We start from the raw sequence: 20,540 nt of genomic DNA, 5'->3' as shown, positions 1-20,540 counted from the left end.
CACGGCTGATGCGCGGAAATTCGCTGGTACGCGACTTCCGCCCGGGGCAGAGTGAGTCGTGCGGGGAGCAACAAAAGGTCCGGGACAGCCACTTCGAGCGCGCCTCGCGGCGCGGGCTGTCCCGGACCCCTCATACGTCCGTACCGGCTATGCGGCGCCCAGCAGACGCTCCAGCACCACCGCGATGCCGTCCTCCTCGTTGGAAGTCGTCACCTCGTCGGCCACGGCCTTGAGCTCCGCGTGGGCGTTGGCCATGGCCACCCCGTGCGCGGCCCAGCCGAACATCGGGATGTCGTTGGGCATGTCACCGAAGGCGATCGTCTCCGCCGCCTTCACGCCCAGCCGGCGCGCGGCCAGCGAAAGGCCGGTGGCCTTCGTCAGCCCCAGCGGCAGGATCTCCACTATCCCCGGACCGGCCATAACGATGTCGACCAGCGAGCCCACGGTCTCCCGGGCCACCTTGACCAGCGCGTCGTCGCCGAGCTCCGGGTGCTGGATGTAGAGCTTGTTCAGCGGAGCCGTCCACACCGCGGCGGTGTCCTCCAGGTAGAGGGCCGGGAGGCCCTCCTGTACCTGGTAACCGGGCCCGAACAGGACCTCGCCGTCCACCCCGTCCCGGCTGGCCGCCAGAGCCAGCGGGCCGATCTCGGCCTCCAGCTTCGACAGGGCGAGACCGGCCAGCTGCCGGTCCAGCGTCACCGAGGTCAGCAGCCGGTGCGCACCCGCGTCGTAGACCTGCGCGCCCTGCCCGCAGACGGCGATCCCCTTGTAGCCGAGATCGTCCAGCACGTGCCGGGTCCAGGGCACGGCACGGCCGGTGACGATGATGTGCGCCGCGCCCGCCACGGTGGCCGCGACGAGCGCTTCACGGGTACGTTCCGAGACGGTGTCGTCATCACGCAGCAGCGTGCCGTCGAGATCGGTGGCGACGAGCTTGTACGGGAACGGGGCCGGGCTCACTTGTTGATCGGCTCCAGGACCTCGCGGCCGCCCAGGTAGGGGCGGAGCGCCTGGGGCACCCGCACCGAACCGTCGGCCTGCTGGTGGTTCTCGAGGATCGCGACGATCGTGCGCGGAACGGCGCACAGGGTGCCGTTCAGGGTGGACAGCGGCTGGGTCTTCTTGCCGTCGCGGTAGCGGATCGACAGGCGGCGGGCCTGGAAGCCGTCACAGTTCGAGGCGGAGGTCAGCTCGCGGTACTTGCCCTGGGTCGGGATCCACGCCTCGCAGTCGAACTTGCGCGAGGCGGAGGCCCCCAGGTCACCGGTGGCGACGTCGATCACCTGGAACGGCAGCTCCAGGCTGGTCAGCCACTGCTTCTCCCATTCCAGGAGCCGCTGGTGCTCGGCCTCGGCCTCCTCCGGCGCGACGTACGAGAACATCTCGACCTTGTCGAACTGGTGGACGCGGAAGATGCCGCGGGTGTCCTTGCCGTACGTACCGGCCTCGCGGCGGAAGCACGGCGAGAAGCCGGCGTACCGCAGCGGCAGCTTGTCGGCGTCGATGATCTCGTCCATGTGGTACGCGGCGAGCGGGACCTCGGAGGTGCCGACCAGGTAGTAGTCGTCCTTCTCCAGGTGGTAGACGTTCTCCGCTGCCTGGCCGAGGAAGCCGGTGCCCTCCATGGCGCGCGGACGGACCAGCGCCGGGGTCAGCATCGGGATGAAGCCGGCCTCGGTGGCCTGGGCGATGGCCGCGTTGACCAGCGCCAGCTCCAGCAGGGCGCCCACGCCGGTCAGGTAGTAGAAGCGCGAGCCCGAGACCTTGGCACCGCGCTCGACGTCGATCGCGCCGAGCGATTCGCCGAGCTCCAGGTGGTCCTTGGGCTCGAATCCCTCGGCGGCGAAGTCGCGGATGGTGCCGTGCGTCTCCAGGACGGTGAAGTCCTCCTCGCCGCCGACCGGGACGTCCTCGTGGACGATGTTGCCGAGCTGCAGGAGCAACTGCTTGGCGGCCTCGGCGGCCTCGTTCTGCTCGGCCTCCGCGGCCTTGACGTCCTGCTTGAGCTGCTCGGCCTTCTTCAGCAGCTCGGCCCGCTCCTCGGGGGAGGCCTTCGGGATGAGCTTCCCGAGGGACCTCTGCTCATTGCGCAGTTCGTCGAAGCGCATGCCGGAGGACCTGCGGCGCTCGTCGGCGGAGAGCAGCGCGTCGACGAGGTCGACGTCCTCTCCACGGGCGCGCTGCGAGGCACGGACACGGTCAGGGTCTTCACGGAGCAGCCGGAGGTCAATCACCCCTCCAGGCTACCGGGCGGGGCTTCCCGGGATCACATCGATATCACGCTGCGTGTCGCTATGTCCTAATTGCAACGAATGGATAAGTCTTGATCGCTGACCGAAAGTGAACCCTCTCGGACCGTCAATAAAAGCGGCCCCATTCCCCGAAAAGGGGCACCATGTCGGCGGTCGAGCCGTCCCTGAGCAGGGGGAGGCCGTTCTTGTCCACAGGAATTGGCGCGGCCGGCATCTTATCCACAGGCTGTGGGCTGCATCTGTGGACACAGGAATAGATCATTCCTGATCGGCGGATGGTCGAGGGGAATCAGGGTTCAAACCACCCTCACACACTCATTCGGGTGGGAATGACTCGCCCCAAAGAGTTGATCGGTGATACGAGGGTGACACCGTTCACCTCCCGCTCCCCAGCGCGAAACCTGAGCCCCCCGGCCGATTTGTCGACCTTGTCGTGCCGTTCTGTCGACTTGTCCCCAGGTCCCCATCTCGCCCTGTGGATAACTCTGTGGACAGTGGACGGGGGCGGTGACGAACCCCTACGCGCGGCCGTCGAGGCAGCGCGTCAGCCAGTCGGAGGCGTCCGTGAAGTCACCGTCGGAGGTTCCGGCGCGAGGTGCCCTCACATCACTGTGAGCAACGCCGGCACGCGGATAGGACCCGAGGAAGCGGACCTGGGGGCAGGTCCGCTTGAGGCCCATCAGCGCCTCGCTGACCCGTCGGTCCGAGATGTGGCCCTCGGCGTCGACGGCGAAGCAGTAGTTGCCGATGCCCTGTCCCGTTGGACGGGACTGGATCAGCATCAGGTTGACGCCGCGGACCGCGAACTCCTGGAGGAGCTCCAGCAGCGCACCGGGGTGGTCGTCGCCCAGCCACAGCACGACGGAGGTCTTGTCGGCGCCGGTCGGCGCGGCGGGCCGCGCGGGGCGTCCCACGAGTACGAACCGGGTCTCGGCGTTCTCCGCGTCGTGGATCTCGGTGACCAGCGGGACGAGCCCGTAGGTGGCAGCGGCGAACTCGCCCGCGAAAGCGGCGTCGAAGCGGCCCTCCTGGACCAGTCGGGCGCCGTCGGCGTTCGAGGCGGCCGACTCCCACACCGCGTCGGGCAGGTTAGCCCGCAGCCAGTTGCGCACCTGAGGCTGGGCGACCGGGTGCCCCGTGACGGTCTTGACGTCCGACAGGGCGGTCCCGGGCCGCACGAGCAGCGCGAAAGCGATGGGCAGCAGCACCTCGCGGTAGATCATCAGCGGTTCGCCCGAGGCCAGCTCGTCGAGCGTGGCGGTGACCCCGCCCTCAACCGAGTTCTCGATCGGGACGAGGGCGGCGGCCGCCTCGCCGTTGCGCACGGCGTCCAGGGCGGCCGGAACCGACACCATCGGGATGAGCTCCCGGGTCGCGGCTTCCGGCAGGGTGCGCAGGGCGGCCTCGGTGAAAGTGCCCTCGGGACCGAGATACGTGAAGCGGGTGGCTGACATGCGATCAGCGTAATGCCGGGGCCACGCACAGCGCGGTCCTGTTCATCCTTCGAGCAGCCGCTGCCCCACGTATTCGCCGTTGCGGGGGCCGGGCGGAACCGCGTAGAGGCCGCTGGACTCGTGCCGGATGAACGCAGACAAGGCGTCCCCGCGGTCCAGCTTGCGCTGGACGGGCACGAACCCGCGCAGCGGGTCGGCCTGCCAGCAGACGAAGAGGAGCCCGGCGTCCGGCGTGCCGTCGGAGCCGATCCCGTCGTGGAAGGAAAAGGGACGGCGCAGCATGGCCGCCCCGCCGTTCTGTGCGGGGGCGGAGATCCGGGCGTGCGCGTTGGACGGGATCACCGGCTTGCCGTCGGCGCCGAGTTTGTCGAGGGCCATCTCGGTGGTCTCCGTGCCACCGGTCAGCGGCGCGCCGGTGGCCTTGGTACGGCCTATGACCTGCTCCTGCTGGGCGAGCGACTGCTTGTCCCAGTCGTCGAGCAGCATGCGGATGCGCCGTACGACGGCGTACGAGCCCCCGGCCATCCAGGCGTGCTCGGCCGGTCCCGGGCCCGCCGCGGGGACGAAGATCCGCTTGTCGAAGTCGGGCTGTGAGGGCTTCGGATTGCCGGTGCCGTCGATCTGACCCATGAGGTTGCGGGCGGTCATCGGAGTACCGGTGGCTCCGGGGGACCGGTTGAAGCCGTTCATCTGCCAGCGGACGCGTGCGGCGTCCCCGGCATCCTTCTGCAGTGCGCGCAGCGCGTGGAAGGCGACGAGTCCGTCGTTCGCGCCGATCTGGACCCACAGGTCGCCGTTGCTGCGCTGGGCGTCGAGCCGGTCGGAGGAGAAGTCCGGCAGGGGGTCGAGGGCGGCGGGGCGGCGGGCGGCGAGGCCGGTGCGCTCGAAGAAGGAGTGGCCGAAGCCGAAGGTGACGGTGAGCGAGGACGGACCGGCATCCAGGGCGATACCACTGTCGGAGGTCGCGGCAGTCTCACCGGCCATGAGCCGCCGTGCGGTGTCCGACCAGCGTCGCAGCAGCGCGGAGGCCTCGGTCCGGCCTGCCCCGGCGGTGAGGTCGAAGGCGATGAGGTGCCCCTTGGCCTGCAGGGGCGTGATGATGCCGGCCTGGTGGTCTCCCTGGAAGGCCACCTTGGTGGCGCCGAGGGAGGACAGGCTTCCGGCGCTGCTCGGGGCGGAGCCGCTCCCGGAGTCGGCGAGCGCGGAGTGCGCGAGCGCGCCGCCGGCGGCGCCGAGCGCGAGTCCGGCGGCGCCCGCGGCGCCGACGGTGCCCAGCAGCCGGCGCCGGGAGATCTCGATGTCGGGGTTGCTCTCGGTCACGCTGCTCAGCCGATCTTCACTGTCTTCTGCACGGTGGTCTGGTCGATGTCGGAGGTACGGACGGTCACGTCGATGCGCCATTCTCCGGCGAGCGGCAGCTGGACACCGGACGCGGTCCAGTGCCCGGGGGCGGCCTGTTCGGGGACGAGCGGCAGGGGACCGATGTCCTTGGCCGGGAGGGTGAAGGCGACCTTGATCTCGGGGAGGCCGAAGGGCGTGCCGTCGCCGGAGTCGGCCCAGAGATGCAGGGTGTTGGCGCCGACCCGGCCCGGGTCGAGCTCGAGCCGGACGGACCCCTTGCCGTTCTGACCGCCGGTGTCGAACGGCAGGGTGATCTTGACGGCGCGGTCGGGGACGGCGGGGGCGCCGGCACTGCCGCGGCCGGCCTCCTGCTCCACGGTGCGCCCGGGCTCGGTGCTGGTGAGCACCGTGGTGACGGCGAGCAGGATCACGGCGATGCCCGCTTCGGCGAGGACGGAGCGGCGCAGGCCGGCGCGGTTGGGGTCGGCGTCACGGACCTGCTTCTCGCGCGCGCTCTCACGGGCGGCGCGCTGCCGGGCGAGCTGGGCGGCGCGCTCCGGGTCCGCCGGGACGGTGACGGGCTCTGTTTCACGTGAAACATCGGAGCCGTCCAGGTCGTCGGAGCCTGTTTCACGTGAAACATCGGCCGGCCCGGCCACTTCAGCGGGGGCGGCCTCGGTTGCCTCGGGGGAATCGGCGAGCCGTGCGGTCCACTTCCGGGACAGGTAGGCGACGGTGAGGAGGACGGCGACGAGGCCGACCTTCACAAGCAACAGCTGTCCGTAGTCGGTGCCGGTGAGGGCGGACCAGCTGCCGAGCTGGCGCCAGGATTGGTAGACGCCGGTGACGGCGAGCACCAGGACGCTGACGAAGGCGACCGTGGAGAAGCGCCGGACGGCCGCGCGCTCCATTCCCGGGACCTTGTGGAGCGCGACGAGCAGCGCGGCGAGACCGCCGAGCCAGGTGGCGACGGCCAGCAGGTGCAGGATGTCGGCCGGCATGGCGATTCCGGGCTGGATCCCGGTGGAGGCGTGCTCCGAGAGGGCCCAGGTGGCGGCGATGCCGCCGGCGACGACGGCGCCACCGATGGCCAGGCCGAAGGTGAGGTCGTTGGTGGCTCTGGCCTGCTCGTGCGCCTCCTTGAGCGCCTCCTCTTCGTGCGCCTCGGACGCGTGCGCCTCTTCCTCGGGCCCGGCACCCCGCACCCGGCGCGCGTAGACGCCGAAGAGGACCGCGACGAACAGGGCGGCGGCGCCCAACAAGAGCAGCCGGGAGACGAGCGAGGCGCCGGTCTTGGTTTCCAGGACGGTCCGGAGCCCGTCCAGGTCGAAGGCGTCGGCGAACTTACCGGAGCCCGTGTACGGAGTGCGGAGCATCAGCATCACGAGCGTGGCAGTGGTCAGGGTGACCCAGGCGCGCACGACGAGCTTCTGGAGCGGCCGTTCGGCGGCGCCCCGGCGCCAGCACAGCAGGATGAAGGCGGCGCCGCCCACGAGGACGGTGAAGCCGGCGTAGGCGGCGTACCGGGCGATCCCGTACGCGATGCCGACGGGTCGACCGCCCGCCTGTGCGGTGGGCAGGGTGACATCGGTGGCCGAGGGCGCGCCGATGGAGAAGGTGAAGGCACCGGAGATCGGGTGGCTGTCGGCCGAGACGGCCTGCCAGGCGACGGTGTAGGTGCCGTCGGGCAGGCCGGTGTGCAGGGCGGTGCCGTAGCGGACGGTGTTCCCGCTGCACATGTCGCGCAGCTCACCGGTGTCCACCCGCCGGCCCTGGGGGTCGAGGACGCGGATGGAGTCGTCGCCCAGTGCGACCTGCTCCGAGAAGGAGAGCGTGACCTGGGCGGGCGCCGTGGCGACCACCGCCCCGTCCTTGGGGTCGCTCGCGGTGAGTGCGGCGTGCGCCGTGGCCGGTGCGGCCGCGGTGAACAGGGTTGCCAGCAGGGCTGCGAGGACCAGCGCGAGCCGTGGCAGGAATGCCGTGGCACGGGCGCGGGCCGTGGAGGGGGCGGGGGCGGTGGCCGTCATGGCGTGTCAGTTCCTCGGTCCGTCAGTGGGCTTTGCCAGCCGTGGATTTCGGAGTCTGCGCGTCGTACGTCCGCTCCTTCACGTCCAGCTCGACCTTGACGGGGCCGGCCTTCTCGAAGCGGAGCTCGACGGTGACCTTGTCCCCGACGTTCGGCGCGTTCTTGAGTCCCATGAACATGATGTGGCTGCCGCCGCGCTCCAGCCGGAGCTCGCCGTTCGCCGGCACGTCCATCGCCTGGACCTGCTGCATCTTCTGGTCCTTGGTCTCGTGGATCTGTAGATCGCCCGAGAGCGGGGAGGTGGCGCCGGTGAGCTTGTCGGCGGTCTCGGTGTTGTTCTTGATGACCATGAAGGCGCCGGCCATCTTGTCGTTCACGGGCTGGGGCATGAACGCGCCGCTGACCGCCATCTTCGGCTCGCTGTCGCCCGAGCAGCCGGAGAGGGCGAGGGCCGCCGTCAGGGAGAGGGCGGCGGCGAGGGTGCGGTTGGTGCGGGCGTTCACGGGGTCTCTCCCTTGACGAGCTTCGGCAGGTCCTTGGTGTAGTCGTCGACGGTGGTGCCCTCGCCGTAGAGGACGTAGCCCTCGTCGGTCTTGGGAGAGAACGCGATGACCTGGGCTCCGTGCATGGAGACGACGTCGCCGTTGGGATCCTTCGTGGCTGCCTCTATGCCGATGCCGAGCGTGCGCGCCGCGGCCTGGATGGTGGCGAAGTCCCCGGTGAGCCCGACGAAGGACGGGTCCTGCGCCTTGAGCCACGAGTCGAGGGACTCGGGAGTGTCCCGTTCGGGGTCGGTGGTGACGAAGACGACCCGGAGGTTGTCCTGGTCGGTCTTGGGGAGTGCCTTCTTCGCGACGGCGATGTTGCTCATCGTCAGGGGGCACACGTCGGGGCAGTGGGTGTAGCCGAAGTAGATCAGCGTGGGCTTGCCCTTGGTCTGCTCACGCAGGTTCCACGGCTTGCCGGTGGTGTCCGTGAGGACGAGCTCCGGCTTGTTGAAGGGGCGGTCCAGGACGGTCGCGGCCTTGGCGTTGTTCTGACCGCCGGCGATCTGGGTGACCGAGCCGGACTTGGCGGGCTCGCCGCCGCAGGCGGTGAGGGTGAGTGCGGCCGCTGCGAGGAGAGCGGCGGCCGTCACACGTGTGGTGCGCATGGAGAGGAGTCCCTGGGATCGGGGATGGTTCGGATGCGGAGCGGTGGCGCGCAAGGGCGCCGAAGGTCAGGCGGAGCGACGGCGCGAGGCAACGCCGAAGGCGACCCCGCCGAGTCCGATGACGATGCCGGCGACGCCGAGGACGCGCGCGGTGGTGTCGGAGCCGTGCTTGGCGGCGGCCTCGTCGTGGCCGTGCCCGGCGTCCTTCTCGGCGTTCTTCGCCTCGTCGGCCTTGGCGTCGCTGTGGTGGTCGTCGCCCTTCGCGGCGGTCAGCTTCAGGACGGGAGCCGGGGTCTGAGGCTCCGCGGCACCTTCCTTGGCCTCCTCGATCCAGCGGACGACCTCGCCGTTGTCATAGGTCTGGATGGACTTGAAGACCATCTGGTCGGCGCTCTCGGGCAGCTTGCCGACGGAGACCGGGAACTGCTGGAACTTGCCGGGCTCGATCTTGCCGCCGGACCAGGTCACCTTGGTGACGACCTCGTTGACCTGCTTGCCGTGCACGGTCAGCGGCTTGTCGAGCTTCGTCTTCTCGACGGTGGACGTCCAGCCGGGGATGTCCTGCGGCATGACCGACGTGAGCGGCTGGTCGACCGGGAAGTTGACCTCGAGCTGCGTGGTCGAAGCGTTGTCGCGCTCGTTGGGGACCTTGAAGTTGAGCGTCGCGTAGCCACCCTTGGCGGCCTCTCCGACGGGCTGCACGCCGACGTGCGCGAAGGCGGTACCGGACAGGACGAGAACGGAGCCGGCGGCGAGCGCGGCGGCGAAGGAGACGCGAGAGGTCTTCATGGCAGAAACACTCCACGGAAGCAGTGGTGACGGTGGCTCCGCGCACGGGCGCGCGCGGAGTTCGCGGCACCGAAGCTCCCACCGTGTGTCCCGGGGAGGAGGGTGCCGCGTCAGGCTGCGAGGGCGAGGGCCGTGGGCGGCCCGCGTCTGATCACCGTGTGCTGGAGTGCTTCCCGGCCGGTGTGGGCGGCCGGGTCGGAGCCGGTGCGCGGGGCCCGCGGAAGCCGGGCGGGCACGCCCGGAAGACCGGCGCCGAGGGCCCGTACGAAGGCGAGGGCGGCGCGCAGCGGACGTACCGGGGCGGCGGCTTCGGCGGAGAGGCGGGACAGCTCCACGAGGCGGAAGAGCGCGGCGTCGCCGCGGCCGAGCAGCCAACCGGCGGCGAGTGCCGCCAGCAGGTGGCCGAGCAGCATGGCGGGGCTGAACAGGCCCGTCGCCGGGGTCGTGGCGGCGGCTTGGGCCACGTGCGCGTGGGCGCTGTGTCCCTGCGCGGCGACCTGTCCGGCCGTGGCGACCTGCCCGGCCTGCTGGGCCAGGGCGGCCGGGTCCAGGCCCGCGGCCTCCAGAATCTGCCGGGCGTCGGCCTGGCTGAGCGGTACGGAGTTGCCGCCGCAGACCAGCCGGGCGGCGAGCGCCGCGAGCGAGCTGTCGGAGGCGCCGGCCGGTGGCTGCGCGGCCACGGTGCTGTGCTGGCCGAGGCCGAACAGGGCGTGCAGGGCCAGTTGTCCGGTCGCGAGCCCGGCGGCGATGCCGGGCAGTGTGCGCCGGCGGCCGGCGAGCGAGGCCGCGACCGTGAAGACGGCGAGGAAGCCGATGCACAAGGACCACCAGGGCACGGTGGCGCAGGACGCCAGCGCGTGCCCGGCCGCGGACAGCACGACGCAGACCGCGGTGAACACCGCGGCCCGGATGAGCCGGAGGCCGGCTCCGGCGTGCGTCGCGTGGGGGTCGGACATGGCCGGGCCATCATCGCACTGCGCTTAGGGCGTCCATACGGCAGGTCCGGAAGGTCCACATGGTCCCCTCTGCGCAGACCGTCCGGCCCCGGCCCCGGGCGGGTGCGTGCCCGGGGAACGCATACACCGCTCCCCTGGAGAGCCGCATCGGCCGAACGAGGGCAATGCGGTCTCGGACGGCCGCAGGGCGCTTACGGCCCCCCGCGGGCGGCAATAGGTATCCGTATGAGCATCTGGTGGTCTCTCCACTTGAGGCGCGAAGCCGCGAGCGTGCCGCTCGCCAGGCGATTGCTGCTGGGGACCATGGAGACCGCGGGGGTGGACCCGGACATCTCCTTCGACCTCTCGGTGGCGCTGAGCGAGGCGTGTGCGAACGCCGTGGAGCACGGCGGGGGCGGTGACCTTCCGGAAGAGACCGCGGCGTACCACGTCACGGCCTACCTGGACGGGGACCGCTGCCGCATCGAGGTGACCGATTCCGGTCCGGGGTTCCCGCCCGCGACGGAACCCCGCCGCAGACCCTCCCTGGCCGAACACGGCCGGGGCCTCGACCTGATCGCCGAACTCGCCGACCACGTCCGTTTCCGCAACCGGCCCGGCCGCGGCGCGGTGGTGAGCTTCGACAAGATGCTGAAGTGGCGCGACGACGCGCTGCTGAAGGTGTCCTAGAGAAGGTGATGGGCGGGACCCTGTAGGGGATCCCGCCCACCGAAGAGCAACCACCGAAGAGCAACCACCGAAGAGCACCCACCGAAGAGCACCCACCGAAGAGCACCCGGCGGAGGCGTCAGCCCTTGAGGCGCGCCATCCAGGCCTCGACCTCGGTCGAGGTGCGGGGCAGCCCGGCCGACAGGTTCCGGTTGCCGTCCTCCGTGACGAGGATGTCGTCCTCGATCCGGACGCCGATGCCGCGGTACTCCTCCGGCACGGTCAGGTCGTCGGCCTGGAAGTAGAGACCCGGCTCGACGGTCAGGCACATGCCCGGCTCCAGCGTGCCGTCGACGTACGCCTCGGTGCGCGCGGCAGCGCAGTCGTGGACGTCCATGCCGAGCATGTGGCCGGTGCCGTGCAGGGTCCAGCGGCGCTGCAGGCCAAGCTCCAGGACGCGCTCGACCGGGCCCTCCAGCAGACCCCACTCGACGAGCTTCTCGGCCAGCACGTGCTGGGAGGCGTCGTGGAAGTCGCGGAACTTCGCGCCCGGCTTCACCGCGGCGATGCCGGCTTCCTGGGATGCGTAGACCGCGTCGTAGACCTTGCGCTGGATGTCGGTGTACGTGCCGTTGATCGGCAGCGTGCGCGTGACGTCGGCGGTGTAGAGGGAGTGCGTCTCCACACCGGCGTCGAGCAGCAGCAGGTCGCCGGAGCGGACGTCGCCGTCGTTGCGGACCCAGTGCAGGGTGCAGGCGTGCGGGCCGGCGGCGCAGATGGAGCCGTAGCCGACGTCGTTGCCCTCGACGCGGGCACGCAGGAAGAAGGTGCCCTCGATGTAGCGCTCGGAGGTGGCCTCGGCCTTGTCCAGGACCTTCACGACGTCCTCGAAGCCGCGGACGGTGGAGTCGACGGCCTTCTGCAGCTCGCCGATCTCGAAGGCGTCCTTCACGGCGCGGGCCTCGGAGAGGTAGACGCGCAGCTCGTCGTCGCGCTCCTTGGTCACCTTGTCGGTGAGAGCGGACTCGATCACGGAGTCGTGGCCGCGGACGCACCGGACCGGGCCCTCGGCCTCGGTGAGGGCCCCGGCGAGCTCGCGCACGTCACTGGCGGGAATGCCCAGGAGCTGCTCGGCCTCGGTGAGGGAGTGGCGGCGGCCGACCCACAGCTCGCCCTGGCCCGACAGCCAGAACTCGCCGTTCTCCCGGTCGGAGCGCGGCAGCAGGTAGACGGTGGCGGTGTGTCCGGCGGGCCCGGTGGGCTCCAGGACCAGGACGCCGTTCTCGGTCTGGTCACCGGTGAGGTACGCGTACTCGGTCGAGGCGCGGAAGGGGTACTCGGTGTCGTTCGAGCGGGTCTTCAGCCGGCCGGCGGGGACGACGAGGCGCTCACCGGGGAAGCGTGCGGACAGCGCGGCGCGGCGGTCGGCGGTGTGCCCGGCCTGGGCGATGGGCTCCAGCCCGTGCAGCTCGGTGTCGGCCCAGCCGGTGCGCATGCTTTCGGCGAGTTCGTCGCTGACGCCCGGGTACAGACCGTTCTTGCGCTGCTTGTGCGTCTTCTTGGGCTGCTCTTCTTCCGGGGTCTCCGGGGTGAGCTCGTCAGCCACGTCTTCTCCTCAGCTACGACGGTACGGACCTGGGTGTGGACCGCATCCATCGTATGCGTGTGCGGAGAGACCCGGTCCGAATCGTGCCGTCCGTCACGATACGGACGGTGGACCGGTCCGGGAGGACGCACAGCGGCCTACCCGGAGCAGCTCACTCGCGACAGCTCACTCGAAACGGGCTGCGAGCAGCACGATGTCCTCGGGGGCGTCGGCCGGCTCCCCGTCGGGCAGCACGGTCCGCAGGATGTGCTCGCACAGGGCCGCCGGGTCCTCCCGGGCGCCGCGGGGCGCGCCTGCGGCCGCCGCGTGGAGCCGCGCGTAGGCCCGGTCCATCGGGTCTCCGGTGTGGTGCAGCAGCCCGTCGGTGTAGAGCAGCACCGTTTCTCCGGGTGCGGGTTCGATCTCCACGCTCGGAGCCTCCCAGCAGGACAGCATGCCCAGCGGAGCGGAGAGCGAGGTCTCCACGTACTCGGTGCGGTGCTCGCCGATGAGGAGCGGCGGGGTGTGCCCGGCGCCGGCCAGGATGATCTTGTGGCCCTGGCCGTCGGAGTGCGGGCCCCCGGCCGGTTCGCAGTAGGCGAAGAGCGCGGTGGCCGAGCGCGCCGGCTCCGTGAGGCGCAGCAGCAGCTCCAGGTCGGACAGCACCGCCACCGGGTCCTCGCCCTCCATGACGGCGTAGGCGCGCAGCGACGCGCGCAGCCTCCCCATGGCGGCGACGGCGCTCGGCCCCGATCCGGTGACGGAGCCGACGGCCAGCCCGAGGGCGCCCTCGGGCAGCGGCAGGGCGTCGTACCAGTCGCCCCCGCCGCGCGGCCCCGTGTGGTGGCGGGCCGCGAGCTGCACCCCGGGGATCCGGGGGAGCCGGCTGGGCAGCAGTTCCTCGGCGACGGTCGCCAGGCGCGAGCGGAAGCGCTCCACCTCCAGCATCCGGGCCAGGTGCTCGGCGGCGTGCCGGACGTACAGCCCGGCGAGGTCGCGCTGGCGGTCGCTCGGCTCGGCCTGCTCGTCGTAGAGCCAGACGGCGGCGCCGAGCCGGCCGGTGGCCTCGGCGGTCAGTGGGAGCGCGTAGCTGGCGGCGTACCCGAGACGGGCCGCGACCTCGCGGTGCCGGGGGTCGACGGGGGCGGCGAAGCCACCCGTGCCGGGGGGCTCGCCCGGTTCGGGGAGGACCTCGGAGCCGCCGTGGGCGTCGGGCAGTCCGTCGAGGATGCGGCCGTACGAGGTCGCGCTGCGCGGCACGGTCTCGATGTGGCCGAGTTCGGCGTGGCCGAGACCGAGGCCGATCGTGCTGGTGGGGCCGAGCCCGTCGGAGGGCTCCAGGACGATCAGTCCGCGGCGGGCGCCGACGAGTGCGGCTCCGGCGCGCAGGAACTCGTGGAGGGAGGTGTCGAGGTCACAGGTGCGGGCCAGCCGCTCAGTGAGCTCGTGCAGGGTGGTGAGATCCGAGACCATGCCCGCCAGCCGGTCCTGGATGACGCTGCCCGGGCCGGGCGGCGGGGCCGGTGCGGGGGTGGTGCGGGCGGGCACGGGCGCCGCAGTGTGCGGTGACGCGGTAACTGCTGGATCGATTCCAGCCACTTTCGGCAGATGCGGGGCGCTCATGGCGTCCGCCTTTCCACCTGGTGCGATTCGCCATATAGCATCGCAAACCCCCAGATCGTGCTGCGCCGCCATCAAGGAATCCACATCTACACGCAGACGTGGATGCATGTCCAGCATTGCCCAGGTGGGAATCCTGGTGTCCGTGGGACGGCAACTCACGGTCGAGCCAAGGCTAGAACTTGGCCGGAAAAAGCTGGAAGCGGTCGGTTTTTAAGGTCGACTGAGCGGGCGTCGCAGGGGGCTCGGGTACGTATTCGGTGGCACCCGGGGTGAGTTGGTGCCGTCGGGAACCGATGGGAACCACCCGGCACGGGCCGTCGTCCTTAGCGGCGGCAGCCGGTCTCGGCCGTCGGCGCGGGTCGCGCTCCGCCCCCGCCGGACGTTTGATGGACCCGTAAGAAAACTGCACGAACCGTGTGAACCTGCTTCTGGCGGACAGTGACGCGAAACCTGTACGTGTGGTGAGACACCGGTTACATGGTGTGATGTGGCCCTCGGCGTTCAACGGAAAGGAACGAGCGCTCATGCGCGAGATCCTCGGAAGGCGTCTCCAGCGGCTCCGCGATCGCTTTCAATCCCTGCGCCCCGACGCGGGACAGAGCGGCACCGCGTCCGCTCTCCTCGATGCGGCGCTCGTCTGCGCCACCACATGGCAGTGGCCCGTCCTGCCCGGTGTCGGCCGGTCCGCCACTGACGGCTCGCGGTGCGCCTGCCCCGATCCCGACTGCGTCGTCCCCGGCGCCCACCCCTTCGACCCCGGACTGATGGCCGCCACCACCGACCCCCGGATGGTGGCCTGGTGGTGGACCAACCGGCCCACCGCCCCCGTTCTGATGGCCACCGGCGGGACCGCCCCGTGCGCGGTGAGCCTGCCGGCCGGTGCGGCCGCACGGGCGCTCGTACGACTGGACGCGCAGGGCATGCGGCTCGGTCCGGTCGTGGCCACGCCCACCCGCTGGTCGCTGCTGGTGGCGCCGTATTCGCTGGAGCGGCTCGGCGAACTCCTGTACGCGAAGGACCACGTGCCCTCCTCGCTGCGCTTCCACGGCGAGGGCGGCTACCTGTTGCTGCCGCCGTCCGCCGCGTCCAGTGGTGGCCAGGTGCGCTGGGAACGGGAGCCGTGGTCCCGGCACCAGCCCCCGTCCCAGCCCCGGCAGCGGAAGCAGCAACCACGGCGGGCACAGCAGCAGTCACCGGTGGAGGCGCAGCCGCGGGGCGCGGTGGACCTCTGGCTGCCCGAGGTCGAGGCGGTCGTGGACGCGCTCGTCGAGGCGAGCAGCGGCGCACCGGGCGGCGGCAGCAGGCTCGCGTACTGACCCGCAGGGGCGTCTTCGGATCACTCGTACGGGTGCCAGCGGGACGAGTTTCGCGGGGAATCGGGCGCGGGGATCTCCGTGCCCCATTCCCGCGTCGCTATCTTCGGCGAATGAATCTCCGCCTGATCGGTATCGGCGCCGGTGTGCTGATCATCTTGTCGCTCCCGCTCGCCGGAGCGATCGCCGGGCCGGATTTTGCCGGTCAGGATGACGGAAAGGGCGGCGGCCTGTTCTCGGCGCTCGGGCTTTCGGACTCTCCCCGCGTCTCCCCCGCGGCCCCCGCACAGCCGGCGGGAGGGGCGGTGGAGCCGGGGAAGCCGGGTCCGGCCGAGCAGCCCCGTACCGATTCCCGCTGCGGCCCCGAAGTGTCCTCGCCGCACGGGGTGGAGGCGCAGACCTGCGTGCTGATCGGCGAGGGCCGTACGTGGGGCCGGAGTTACTACAGAAACACGAGTGGTCGCGCGCTGGATGCCGTGCTGACGATGATGGGCCCGGCCGGGCGCACGGTGCAGATCCGGTGCGCGGTCGGCGCGGGCGACGAGCCGGGCCTGTGCGAGACGCCCAAGGAGGACTCGGCCGGAGATCCGGACAGTTACTCGGCCGTAGCGGAGTTTGCAGTTCCGGATGATGAAGGAGAGCTGCTGCTGCGATCCGGAAGCAACTCGTCCGTACCGGGTGACGGTTGAGTACCGCCGTAAATGGAAGGGCCCGGTCGCTGGCGACGGGGGATGCACCAGCGACCGGGCTACAAGAACGGTAACAAGAGATCGCCTGTTCGCAAATTCGATCTCTGATATTCAGACACCGATTTGCAGACGGTTAGCGGGAGTTGTGACTCCGGTCACCGACTCCGCGCGTGCGCGCGATCAGCTGAGGGTCACCTGGCGGTTGGTGAGTCCGCCGCGCGCCCGGCGCTCCTCCGTGGTCAGCGGGGCGTCCGTGGCCAGAGCCCCGGCCAGCCGCTCCGCGAGCTCCGCCGCGGGCTTCTCGACGTCGTCGGCCGTGACCCCGACGGGCAGGTCCCAGACGGGGACCATGAGGCCGTGCGCACGGAAGGAACCGACGAGCTTCGTGCCCTCGCCGAGCGAGGACGTGCCGGCCGCGTGCAGCCGCGCGAGGGCGTCGAGCAGCTTCTCCTCGGGGTGCGGCATGACCCAGCGCAGGTGGTTCTTGTCCGGGGTCTCGCACCAGTAGGCCGCGTCCACGCCGGTCAGCTTGACGGTGGGAATGGCGGCCGCGTTGGCGCGCTCCAGCGAGGCGGCGATCTCCGGGGAGGCGCTCTGCGCGCTCTCGGATTCCGGAATCCAGAATTCGAAGCCGCTGTGCACAACCGGCTCGAAACCGCCGTCCGTGTCCAGGAGATCCTGAAGTCGGGGACCCTCGGCGGGAACCCGGCGGGCAGCGACCGGAGTACCGGGCTCCGCTACGAGCGCGCGCTCCAGGGTGTCGGCCATGTCGCGGCCGAGGTCACCGCTGGACGACTCGTTCTGCAGGCCGAGGAGGACGGACCCGTCCTCGCGGCGCAGCGCCGGCCAGGCCATGGGCAGTACGGTCACCAGCGTGACGGAGGGGACGCCCTCGGGCAGACCGCCCTTGAGGGTCAGCGGGACGGTGGCGGCGGGCACCAGCTCGCGCAGCGCGACCCAGTCGCACTCGCCCGGCAGGCCCTCGAACGGGCGGCGCACGTGCTCGGTGACGGCGTGCGCGGCGGCTGCGCCGTGGCAGGCCTTGTAGCGGCGCCCGGATCCGCAGGGGCAGGGCTCGCGCGCGCCCACAACGGGGATCTCACCGTTGTTGAGCTGCGGCTTTGCAGTCTTGGCTGCGGGGCGCTTCTTGGCCATCGTGCGTGTCTCCCGGTTGCGGCGGTACGGCGTCGTGTCTGGGCGCGAGCCTAGCCGTTCGTACCGCCGGAACCGGTGGGGTGCGGCCGGGAGCACGGTCGGCGTGCGCTCCCGGACGGCCGCCTGTACGGATGACCGGTACTGCTGTTCTGTTCGCTGAGCTTCTCGTTGTGCTTTCGCTGTGCTTTCGCTGTGCTTCTCGCGTGCTGCGGGGCTGTGTGCTGTCAGGGATCCCGCGGTCAGGGATCCAGGTCGTCGAACGCCGTGCTGAAGTCGATCGCCGGGGGCGCAACGCGCGTAGCGAAATCGTCGTGCCGGGGCCCACAGGCAACGACCACCCACACGGTGACCTCGCCCGCCGCTCCGTCCCGGACACCCCAGTCCTGGGCAAGGGCGCTGATGATGTTCAGCCCCCGGCCGCCGCGCGCGGTGACCGAGGGCGTGGCAGGAACAGGGCGGGTGGGACCGCCCCCGTCCGTGACCTCGACCGTCAGCCGCCCCGCTCTGTCGACGCGCCACGCGGCGCGTATCTCCCCGTCCCCGACTTCCCGTGTGCCCAAGGGCCTGCCGTGTCGACAGGCGTTGCTGAGCAGTTCGGAAAGGATCAGTACGGCATCGTCCACGACCGATTCGGGCACACCGCTGATACGCAGTTGTTCGCGCATCCGGTGTCTCGCCTCGCCCACGCCCGCAGGACCATGGCGTACGTCCACGCACGACGACGTGGGCACTTCTTGTGCCACCACCAACGCCACCCCCGGAACCTCCTTAGCCCCACGCATGGTCTGGATGCCCCAATGGCCTGGACCGGAAACCGCCGAAGCAGGCCGCTCGGACGCATTCATGCCGAACGAATGCGGAACGGATGCGCCGGAGCACACCCTGTTACTTGTGGGCCAGGGGTGACGGGTGTGCAAAACGGGACGTCAGCGCCCCAGTTGGGACAGAACTTGACGCGGTCTGTTCGTGATGATCGCTTCCACACCTAGATCAGCGCAGAGCTGAACGTCTTCCGGCTCGTTCACTGTCCATACGTGTACGGAGTGGCCCGCGTCCTGGAGCTTGCGGATGTAGGTGGGGTGGTTGCGTACGATCCGCATCCCGGGGCCGGCGATCGATACTCCCGCCGGCAGTCGCCCGTCCCGCATCCGGGGCGAGATGAACTGCATCAGGTACACGGTCGGGATCGTCGGGGCGGTCGCCCGCACCCGGTGCAGGGAGCGCGCGGAGAAGCTCATGACGCGGACCGGGTGCGGCCCCCCGGCGGGTGGCGTGTCCAGTCCGAAGCGCTTGAGGAGGAAGAGGAGGCGCTCCTCCACCTGTCCGGCCCAGCGGGTCGGGTGCTTCGTCTCGATCGCGAGCTGCACCGGCCGGCCGGCGTCGGAGACGAGCTCCAGCAGGCGCTCCAGGGTGAGGACGGAGGTCCGTTCGGGGTCCGCGTCCCAGTCGGGGGACTCCTCGCGGTCCTTCCAGGAGCCGAAGTCGAGGGCGGCGAGATCGGCCAGCTCCAGGGCCGAGACGGCGCCGCGGCCGTTCGAGGTCCGGTTCACCCGGCGGTCGTGGACCAGGACCAGGTGTCCGTCGGCGGTGAGCCGGACATCGCATTCGAGGCCGTCGGCGCCGTCCTCGATCGCCTTGCGGTAGGCGGCCAGGGTGTGCTCGGGGGCATCCTCCGAGGCGCCGCGGTGGGCGACGACCTGGATGGTGCGCGGCATTGCGTGGGTCACCGGGTCATCGTGCCACCGCGAGGGCCCCCGACGTCGAGGTCCATCCTGTGGATCCGTCCGAAATGTCGGATATAAAGAATGGGGAGAGATGCACAGGTCCGGCTTACAGTGCTCTGACGGGTCATGGGAAAGGCTTTGCCCAGGAACTTGTGCGACACGTCGAACGTTCAGTCGGACCGATCGCCAGAGATTTTTCGAAGCCGTGTGTGACGAGGAGAGAGCGCTGTGAGCACCGAGAACGAGGGCACCGCGGCCCCCACACCCCCCGCGGCCCCGTCCGTACCCCCTGCTCCGGCCTCCGAGACGCAGGCGGCCGGACCCGCGCCCGCTCCGCAGCCGGCCGACGCCGCACCGCAGGCCGCGGCGCCCGCCCCGGCCGCTCCGGCACCGGGGTACGCGGCCGCCGAGCCGGCGACCCAGCAACTGCCGCCGACGCCCGCGCCGGGCACGGAGCACACCCAGCAGATCCCGCCCGCCCCGGCGGCCCCGGCCTACGGCCAGGCTCCCGGCCAGGCCGCGCACGGAGCCGAGGGCTGGCCGCCCCCGCCGCCCACCGTGCCGGCGTACGGCGGCGGCGGTCACGGCGGCGCCTGGGGCGCTCCCCTGACCACCGACGGCGCCTCCGCGCCCAAGCCGAAGGGCAAGGGCGGCCTGATCGCGGGCGTGCTCGTGGCGGCCCTCCTCGCGGGCGGCATCGGCGGCAGCGTCGGCTACTGGGCCGCCGAGCGCAGCAACAACGGCACCGGCTCGACCACGATCAGCGCGACCAACACCCCCAAGGACCTCAAGCGCGAAGCCGGCTCCATCGCCGGCCTGGCCGCGGGCGCACTGCCCAGCGTGGTCACCATCGAGGCCTCGGCCGGCGACGGCGAGGGCGGCACCGGCACCGGGTTCGTCTACGACCAGCAGGGCCACATCCTCACCAACAACCACGTGGTGGCCTCCGCCGCGAACGGCGGCAAGCTCTTCGCGACCTTCTCCGACGGCAAGAAGTACGACGCCGAGGTGGTGGGCCGCGCCCAGGGCTACGACGTCGCGGTCCTCAAGCTGAAGAACCCGCCGGCCGGCCTCAAGCCGCTGCCGCTCGGCGACTCCGACAAGGTCGCGGTCGGCGACTCGACCATCGCGATCGGTGCCCCCTTCGGCCTGTCCAACACGGTCACCACCGGCATCGTCAGCGCCAAGAACCGCCCGGTCGCCTCCGGAGACGGCAGCGGCAGCAAGAACTCGTACATGAGCGCGCTCCAGACGGACGCCTCGATCAACCCGGGCAACTCCGGCGGCCCGCTCCTCGACGGCCGCGGCGCGGTCATCGGCATCAACTCCGCGATCCAGTCGGCCGGCAACGGTGGCTTCGGCGGCGGCCAGGCCGGTTCCATCGGCCTCGGCTTCGCCATCCCGATCAACCAGGCGAAGAACGTGGCCGAATCGCTGATCAAGACGGGCAAGCCGGTCTACCCGGTGATCTCGGTCTCGGTGGACCTCCAGGCCAAGGCGGAGGGCGCCAAGATCTCCGAGCAGGGCGCGGCGGCCAACGAGCTCGTCGACCCCAACGGCCCCGCCGGCAAGGCCGGTCTGAAGCCCGGCGACGTCATCACCGAATTCGGCGGCAAGCCGGTCGACAGCGGCCCGAGCCTGATCAGCATGATCTGGACGTACAAGCCCGGCGACACCGTGAAGCTGACCTACCTGCGCAGCGGCAAGCCGACGACGGTCGACATCACGCTCGGCTCGCGGGTCGGCGACAAGTAGCACCACAGGCCACGGCGGTGGCCCGATGAGGAGGGGGCCGTAGGCGGAATCTGCCCACGGCCCCCTCCAACGTCCGC

17 protein-coding genes and 1 pseudogene are annotated in these 20,540 nt (G+C 71.0%); 4 read left to right on the top strand and 14 right to left on the bottom strand.

From position 1 onward, the window contains the following. Nucleotides 1-147: 147 nt before the first annotated feature. From ACZ4VT_RS02685 to ACZ4VT_RS02645, 9 genes are all read right to left on the bottom strand, one after another. Entirely contained in the window at nucleotides 148-960 is an 813-nt protein-coding gene (locus ACZ4VT_RS02685) for an HAD family hydrolase (RefSeq protein ID WP_467945979.1), read from the bottom strand. Further along, complete coding sequence (gene serS, locus ACZ4VT_RS02680) at nucleotides 957-2,234, bottom strand: serine--tRNA ligase (protein ID WP_467945977.1); 1,278 nt, start codon at nucleotides 2,232-2,234, stop codon at nucleotides 957-959. The genes ACZ4VT_RS02685 and serS overlap by 4 nt, the downstream gene beginning before the upstream one ends. A 536-nt stretch (nucleotides 2,235-2,770) precedes the next feature. After that, nucleotides 2,771-3,706 carry a prephenate dehydratase gene (pheA, locus tag ACZ4VT_RS02675; protein WP_467945975.1) on the bottom strand — a complete coding sequence of 312 codons (936 nt, stop codon included), beginning with the start codon at nucleotides 3,704-3,706 and terminating at the stop codon, nucleotides 2,771-2,773. 42 nt (nucleotides 3,707-3,748) lie between these two features. Beyond that, nucleotides 3,749-5,107 (bottom strand): iron uptake transporter deferrochelatase/peroxidase subunit, encoded by a 1,359-nt coding sequence (efeB, locus tag ACZ4VT_RS02670; RefSeq protein ID WP_467945973.1) that lies wholly within the window; start codon nucleotides 5,105-5,107, stop codon nucleotides 3,749-3,751. Then, nucleotides 5,032-7,074 carry a copper resistance CopC/CopD family protein gene (locus ACZ4VT_RS02665; RefSeq protein WP_467945971.1) on the bottom strand — a complete coding sequence of 681 codons (2,043 nt, stop codon included), beginning with the start codon at nucleotides 7,072-7,074 and terminating at the stop codon, nucleotides 5,032-5,034. The genes efeB and ACZ4VT_RS02665 overlap by 76 nt, the downstream gene beginning before the upstream one ends. Nucleotides 7,075-7,096: 22 nt before the next feature. Further along, nucleotides 7,097-7,576: a copper chaperone PCu(A)C gene (locus tag ACZ4VT_RS02660; protein ID WP_467945969.1), complete on the bottom strand. Its 480-nt coding sequence runs from the start codon at nucleotides 7,574-7,576 to the stop codon at nucleotides 7,097-7,099. After that, nucleotides 7,573-8,226 (bottom strand): SCO family protein, encoded by a 654-nt coding sequence (locus ACZ4VT_RS02655; protein WP_467945967.1) that lies wholly within the window; start codon nucleotides 8,224-8,226, stop codon nucleotides 7,573-7,575. The genes ACZ4VT_RS02660 and ACZ4VT_RS02655 overlap by 4 nt, the downstream gene beginning before the upstream one ends. A 66-nt stretch (nucleotides 8,227-8,292) precedes the next feature. Then, nucleotides 8,293-9,015 (bottom strand): YcnI family copper-binding membrane protein, encoded by a 723-nt coding sequence (locus ACZ4VT_RS02650; RefSeq protein WP_467945965.1) that lies wholly within the window; start codon nucleotides 9,013-9,015, stop codon nucleotides 8,293-8,295. Nucleotides 9,016-9,125: 110 nt separating this feature from the next. Continuing rightward, nucleotides 9,126-9,971, bottom strand: a complete 846-nt coding sequence (locus ACZ4VT_RS02645; protein WP_467945963.1) for a hypothetical protein — start codon at nucleotides 9,969-9,971, stop codon at nucleotides 9,126-9,128. 225 nt (nucleotides 9,972-10,196) lie between these two features. Here ACZ4VT_RS02645 and ACZ4VT_RS02640 point away from each other — a divergent pair, with 225 nt between their 5' ends. After that, the gene (locus ACZ4VT_RS02640; protein WP_351287916.1) at nucleotides 10,197-10,640 is read left to right on the top strand and encodes an ATP-binding protein; all 444 of its coding nucleotides are present in this window, start codon (nucleotides 10,197-10,199) and stop codon (nucleotides 10,638-10,640) included. A gap of 118 nt (nucleotides 10,641-10,758) precedes the next feature. Here ACZ4VT_RS02640 and ACZ4VT_RS02635 read toward each other — a convergent pair whose 3' ends face one another. Together ACZ4VT_RS02635 and ACZ4VT_RS02630 are read right to left on the bottom strand one after the other, a co-directional pair. Beyond that, complete coding sequence (locus ACZ4VT_RS02635; protein WP_467945960.1) at nucleotides 10,759-12,225, bottom strand: aminopeptidase P family protein; 1,467 nt, start codon at nucleotides 12,223-12,225, stop codon at nucleotides 10,759-10,761. 165 nt (nucleotides 12,226-12,390) lie between these two features. After that, entirely contained in the window at nucleotides 12,391-13,944 is a 1,554-nt protein-coding gene (locus tag ACZ4VT_RS02630; protein ID WP_467945958.1) for a PP2C family protein-serine/threonine phosphatase, read from the bottom strand. Nucleotides 13,945-14,351: 407 nt separating this feature from the next. On the opposite strand from ACZ4VT_RS02630, the gene ACZ4VT_RS02625 reads away from it, so the two are divergent. Both ACZ4VT_RS02625 and ACZ4VT_RS02620 read left to right on the top strand, forming a co-directional pair. Continuing rightward, nucleotides 14,352-15,143 (top strand): bifunctional DNA primase/polymerase, encoded by a 792-nt coding sequence (locus tag ACZ4VT_RS02625; protein ID WP_467945956.1) that lies wholly within the window; start codon nucleotides 14,352-14,354, stop codon nucleotides 15,141-15,143. Between the two features lie 110 nt (nucleotides 15,144-15,253). After that, complete coding sequence (locus tag ACZ4VT_RS02620) at nucleotides 15,254-15,829, top strand: hypothetical protein (protein ID WP_467945954.1); 576 nt, start codon at nucleotides 15,254-15,256, stop codon at nucleotides 15,827-15,829. Between the two features lie 180 nt (nucleotides 15,830-16,009). Here ACZ4VT_RS02620 and ACZ4VT_RS02615 read toward each other — a convergent pair whose 3' ends face one another. The 3 genes and pseudogenes from ACZ4VT_RS02615 to ACZ4VT_RS02605 all read right to left on the bottom strand — a co-directional run bounded on the left by ACZ4VT_RS02615 (nucleotide 16,010) and on the right by ACZ4VT_RS02605 (nucleotide 18,699). Continuing rightward, nucleotides 16,010-16,984 carry a DUF5926 family protein gene (locus tag ACZ4VT_RS02615; RefSeq protein ID WP_362802711.1) on the bottom strand — a complete coding sequence of 325 codons (975 nt, stop codon included), beginning with the start codon at nucleotides 16,982-16,984 and terminating at the stop codon, nucleotides 16,010-16,012. Nucleotides 16,985-17,223: 239 nt separating this feature from the next. Continuing rightward, a pseudogene (locus ACZ4VT_RS02610) lies at nucleotides 17,224-17,825 on the bottom strand (ATP-binding protein). An 85-nt stretch (nucleotides 17,826-17,910) separates the two neighbouring features. After that, nucleotides 17,911-18,699 (bottom strand): glycerophosphodiester phosphodiesterase, encoded by a 789-nt coding sequence (locus tag ACZ4VT_RS02605; protein ID WP_467946414.1) that lies wholly within the window; start codon nucleotides 18,697-18,699, stop codon nucleotides 17,911-17,913. A 237-nt stretch (nucleotides 18,700-18,936) separates the two neighbouring features. On the opposite strand from ACZ4VT_RS02605, the gene ACZ4VT_RS02600 reads away from it, so the two are divergent. After that, nucleotides 18,937-20,463, top strand: a complete 1,527-nt coding sequence (locus ACZ4VT_RS02600; protein WP_467945953.1) for a S1C family serine protease — start codon at nucleotides 18,937-18,939, stop codon at nucleotides 20,461-20,463. Nucleotides 20,464-20,540: the final 77 nt, after the last annotated feature.

The organism is Streptomyces sp. NPDC029164 (assembly GCF_055563995.1).
This window is presented reverse-complemented; position numbering and strand designations above follow the sequence as displayed.

Bases quoted from the DNA above. Each gene is read 5' to 3' on its own strand.
- pheA (WP_467945975.1), bottom strand. From the start codon at position 3,706: ATGTCAGCCACCCGCTTCACGTATCTCGGTCCCGAGGGCACTTTCACC.
- efeB (WP_467945973.1), bottom strand. From the start codon at position 5,107: ATGGCGCATCGACGTGACCGTCCGTACCTCCGACATCGACCAGACCAC.
- ACZ4VT_RS02665 (WP_467945971.1), bottom strand. From the start codon at position 7,074: ATGACGGCCACCGCCCCCGCCCCCTCCACGGCCCGCGCCCGTGCCACG.
- ACZ4VT_RS02655 (WP_467945967.1), bottom strand. From the start codon at position 8,226: ATGCGCACCACACGTGTGACGGCCGCCGCTCTCCTCGCAGCGGCCGCA.
- ACZ4VT_RS02650 (WP_467945965.1), bottom strand. From the start codon at position 9,015: ATGAAGACCTCTCGCGTCTCCTTCGCCGCCGCGCTCGCCGCCGGCTCC.
- ACZ4VT_RS02645 (WP_467945963.1), bottom strand. From the start codon at position 9,971: ATGTCCGACCCCCACGCGACGCACGCCGGAGCCGGCCTCCGGCTCATC.
- ACZ4VT_RS02640 (WP_351287916.1), top strand. From the start codon at position 10,197: ATGAGCATCTGGTGGTCTCTCCACTTGAGGCGCGAAGCCGCGAGCGTG.
- ACZ4VT_RS02630 (WP_467945958.1), bottom strand. From the start codon at position 13,944: ATGCTGGACATGCATCCACGTCTGCGTGTAGATGTGGATTCCTTGATG.
- ACZ4VT_RS02625 (WP_467945956.1), top strand. From the start codon at position 14,352: ATGCGCGAGATCCTCGGAAGGCGTCTCCAGCGGCTCCGCGATCGCTTT.
- ACZ4VT_RS02620 (WP_467945954.1), top strand. From the start codon at position 15,254: ATGAATCTCCGCCTGATCGGTATCGGCGCCGGTGTGCTGATCATCTTG.
- ACZ4VT_RS02615 (WP_362802711.1), bottom strand. From the start codon at position 16,984: ATGGCCAAGAAGCGCCCCGCAGCCAAGACTGCAAAGCCGCAGCTCAAC.
- ACZ4VT_RS02605 (WP_467946414.1), bottom strand. From the start codon at position 18,699: ATGCCGCGCACCATCCAGGTCGTCGCCCACCGCGGCGCCTCGGAGGAT.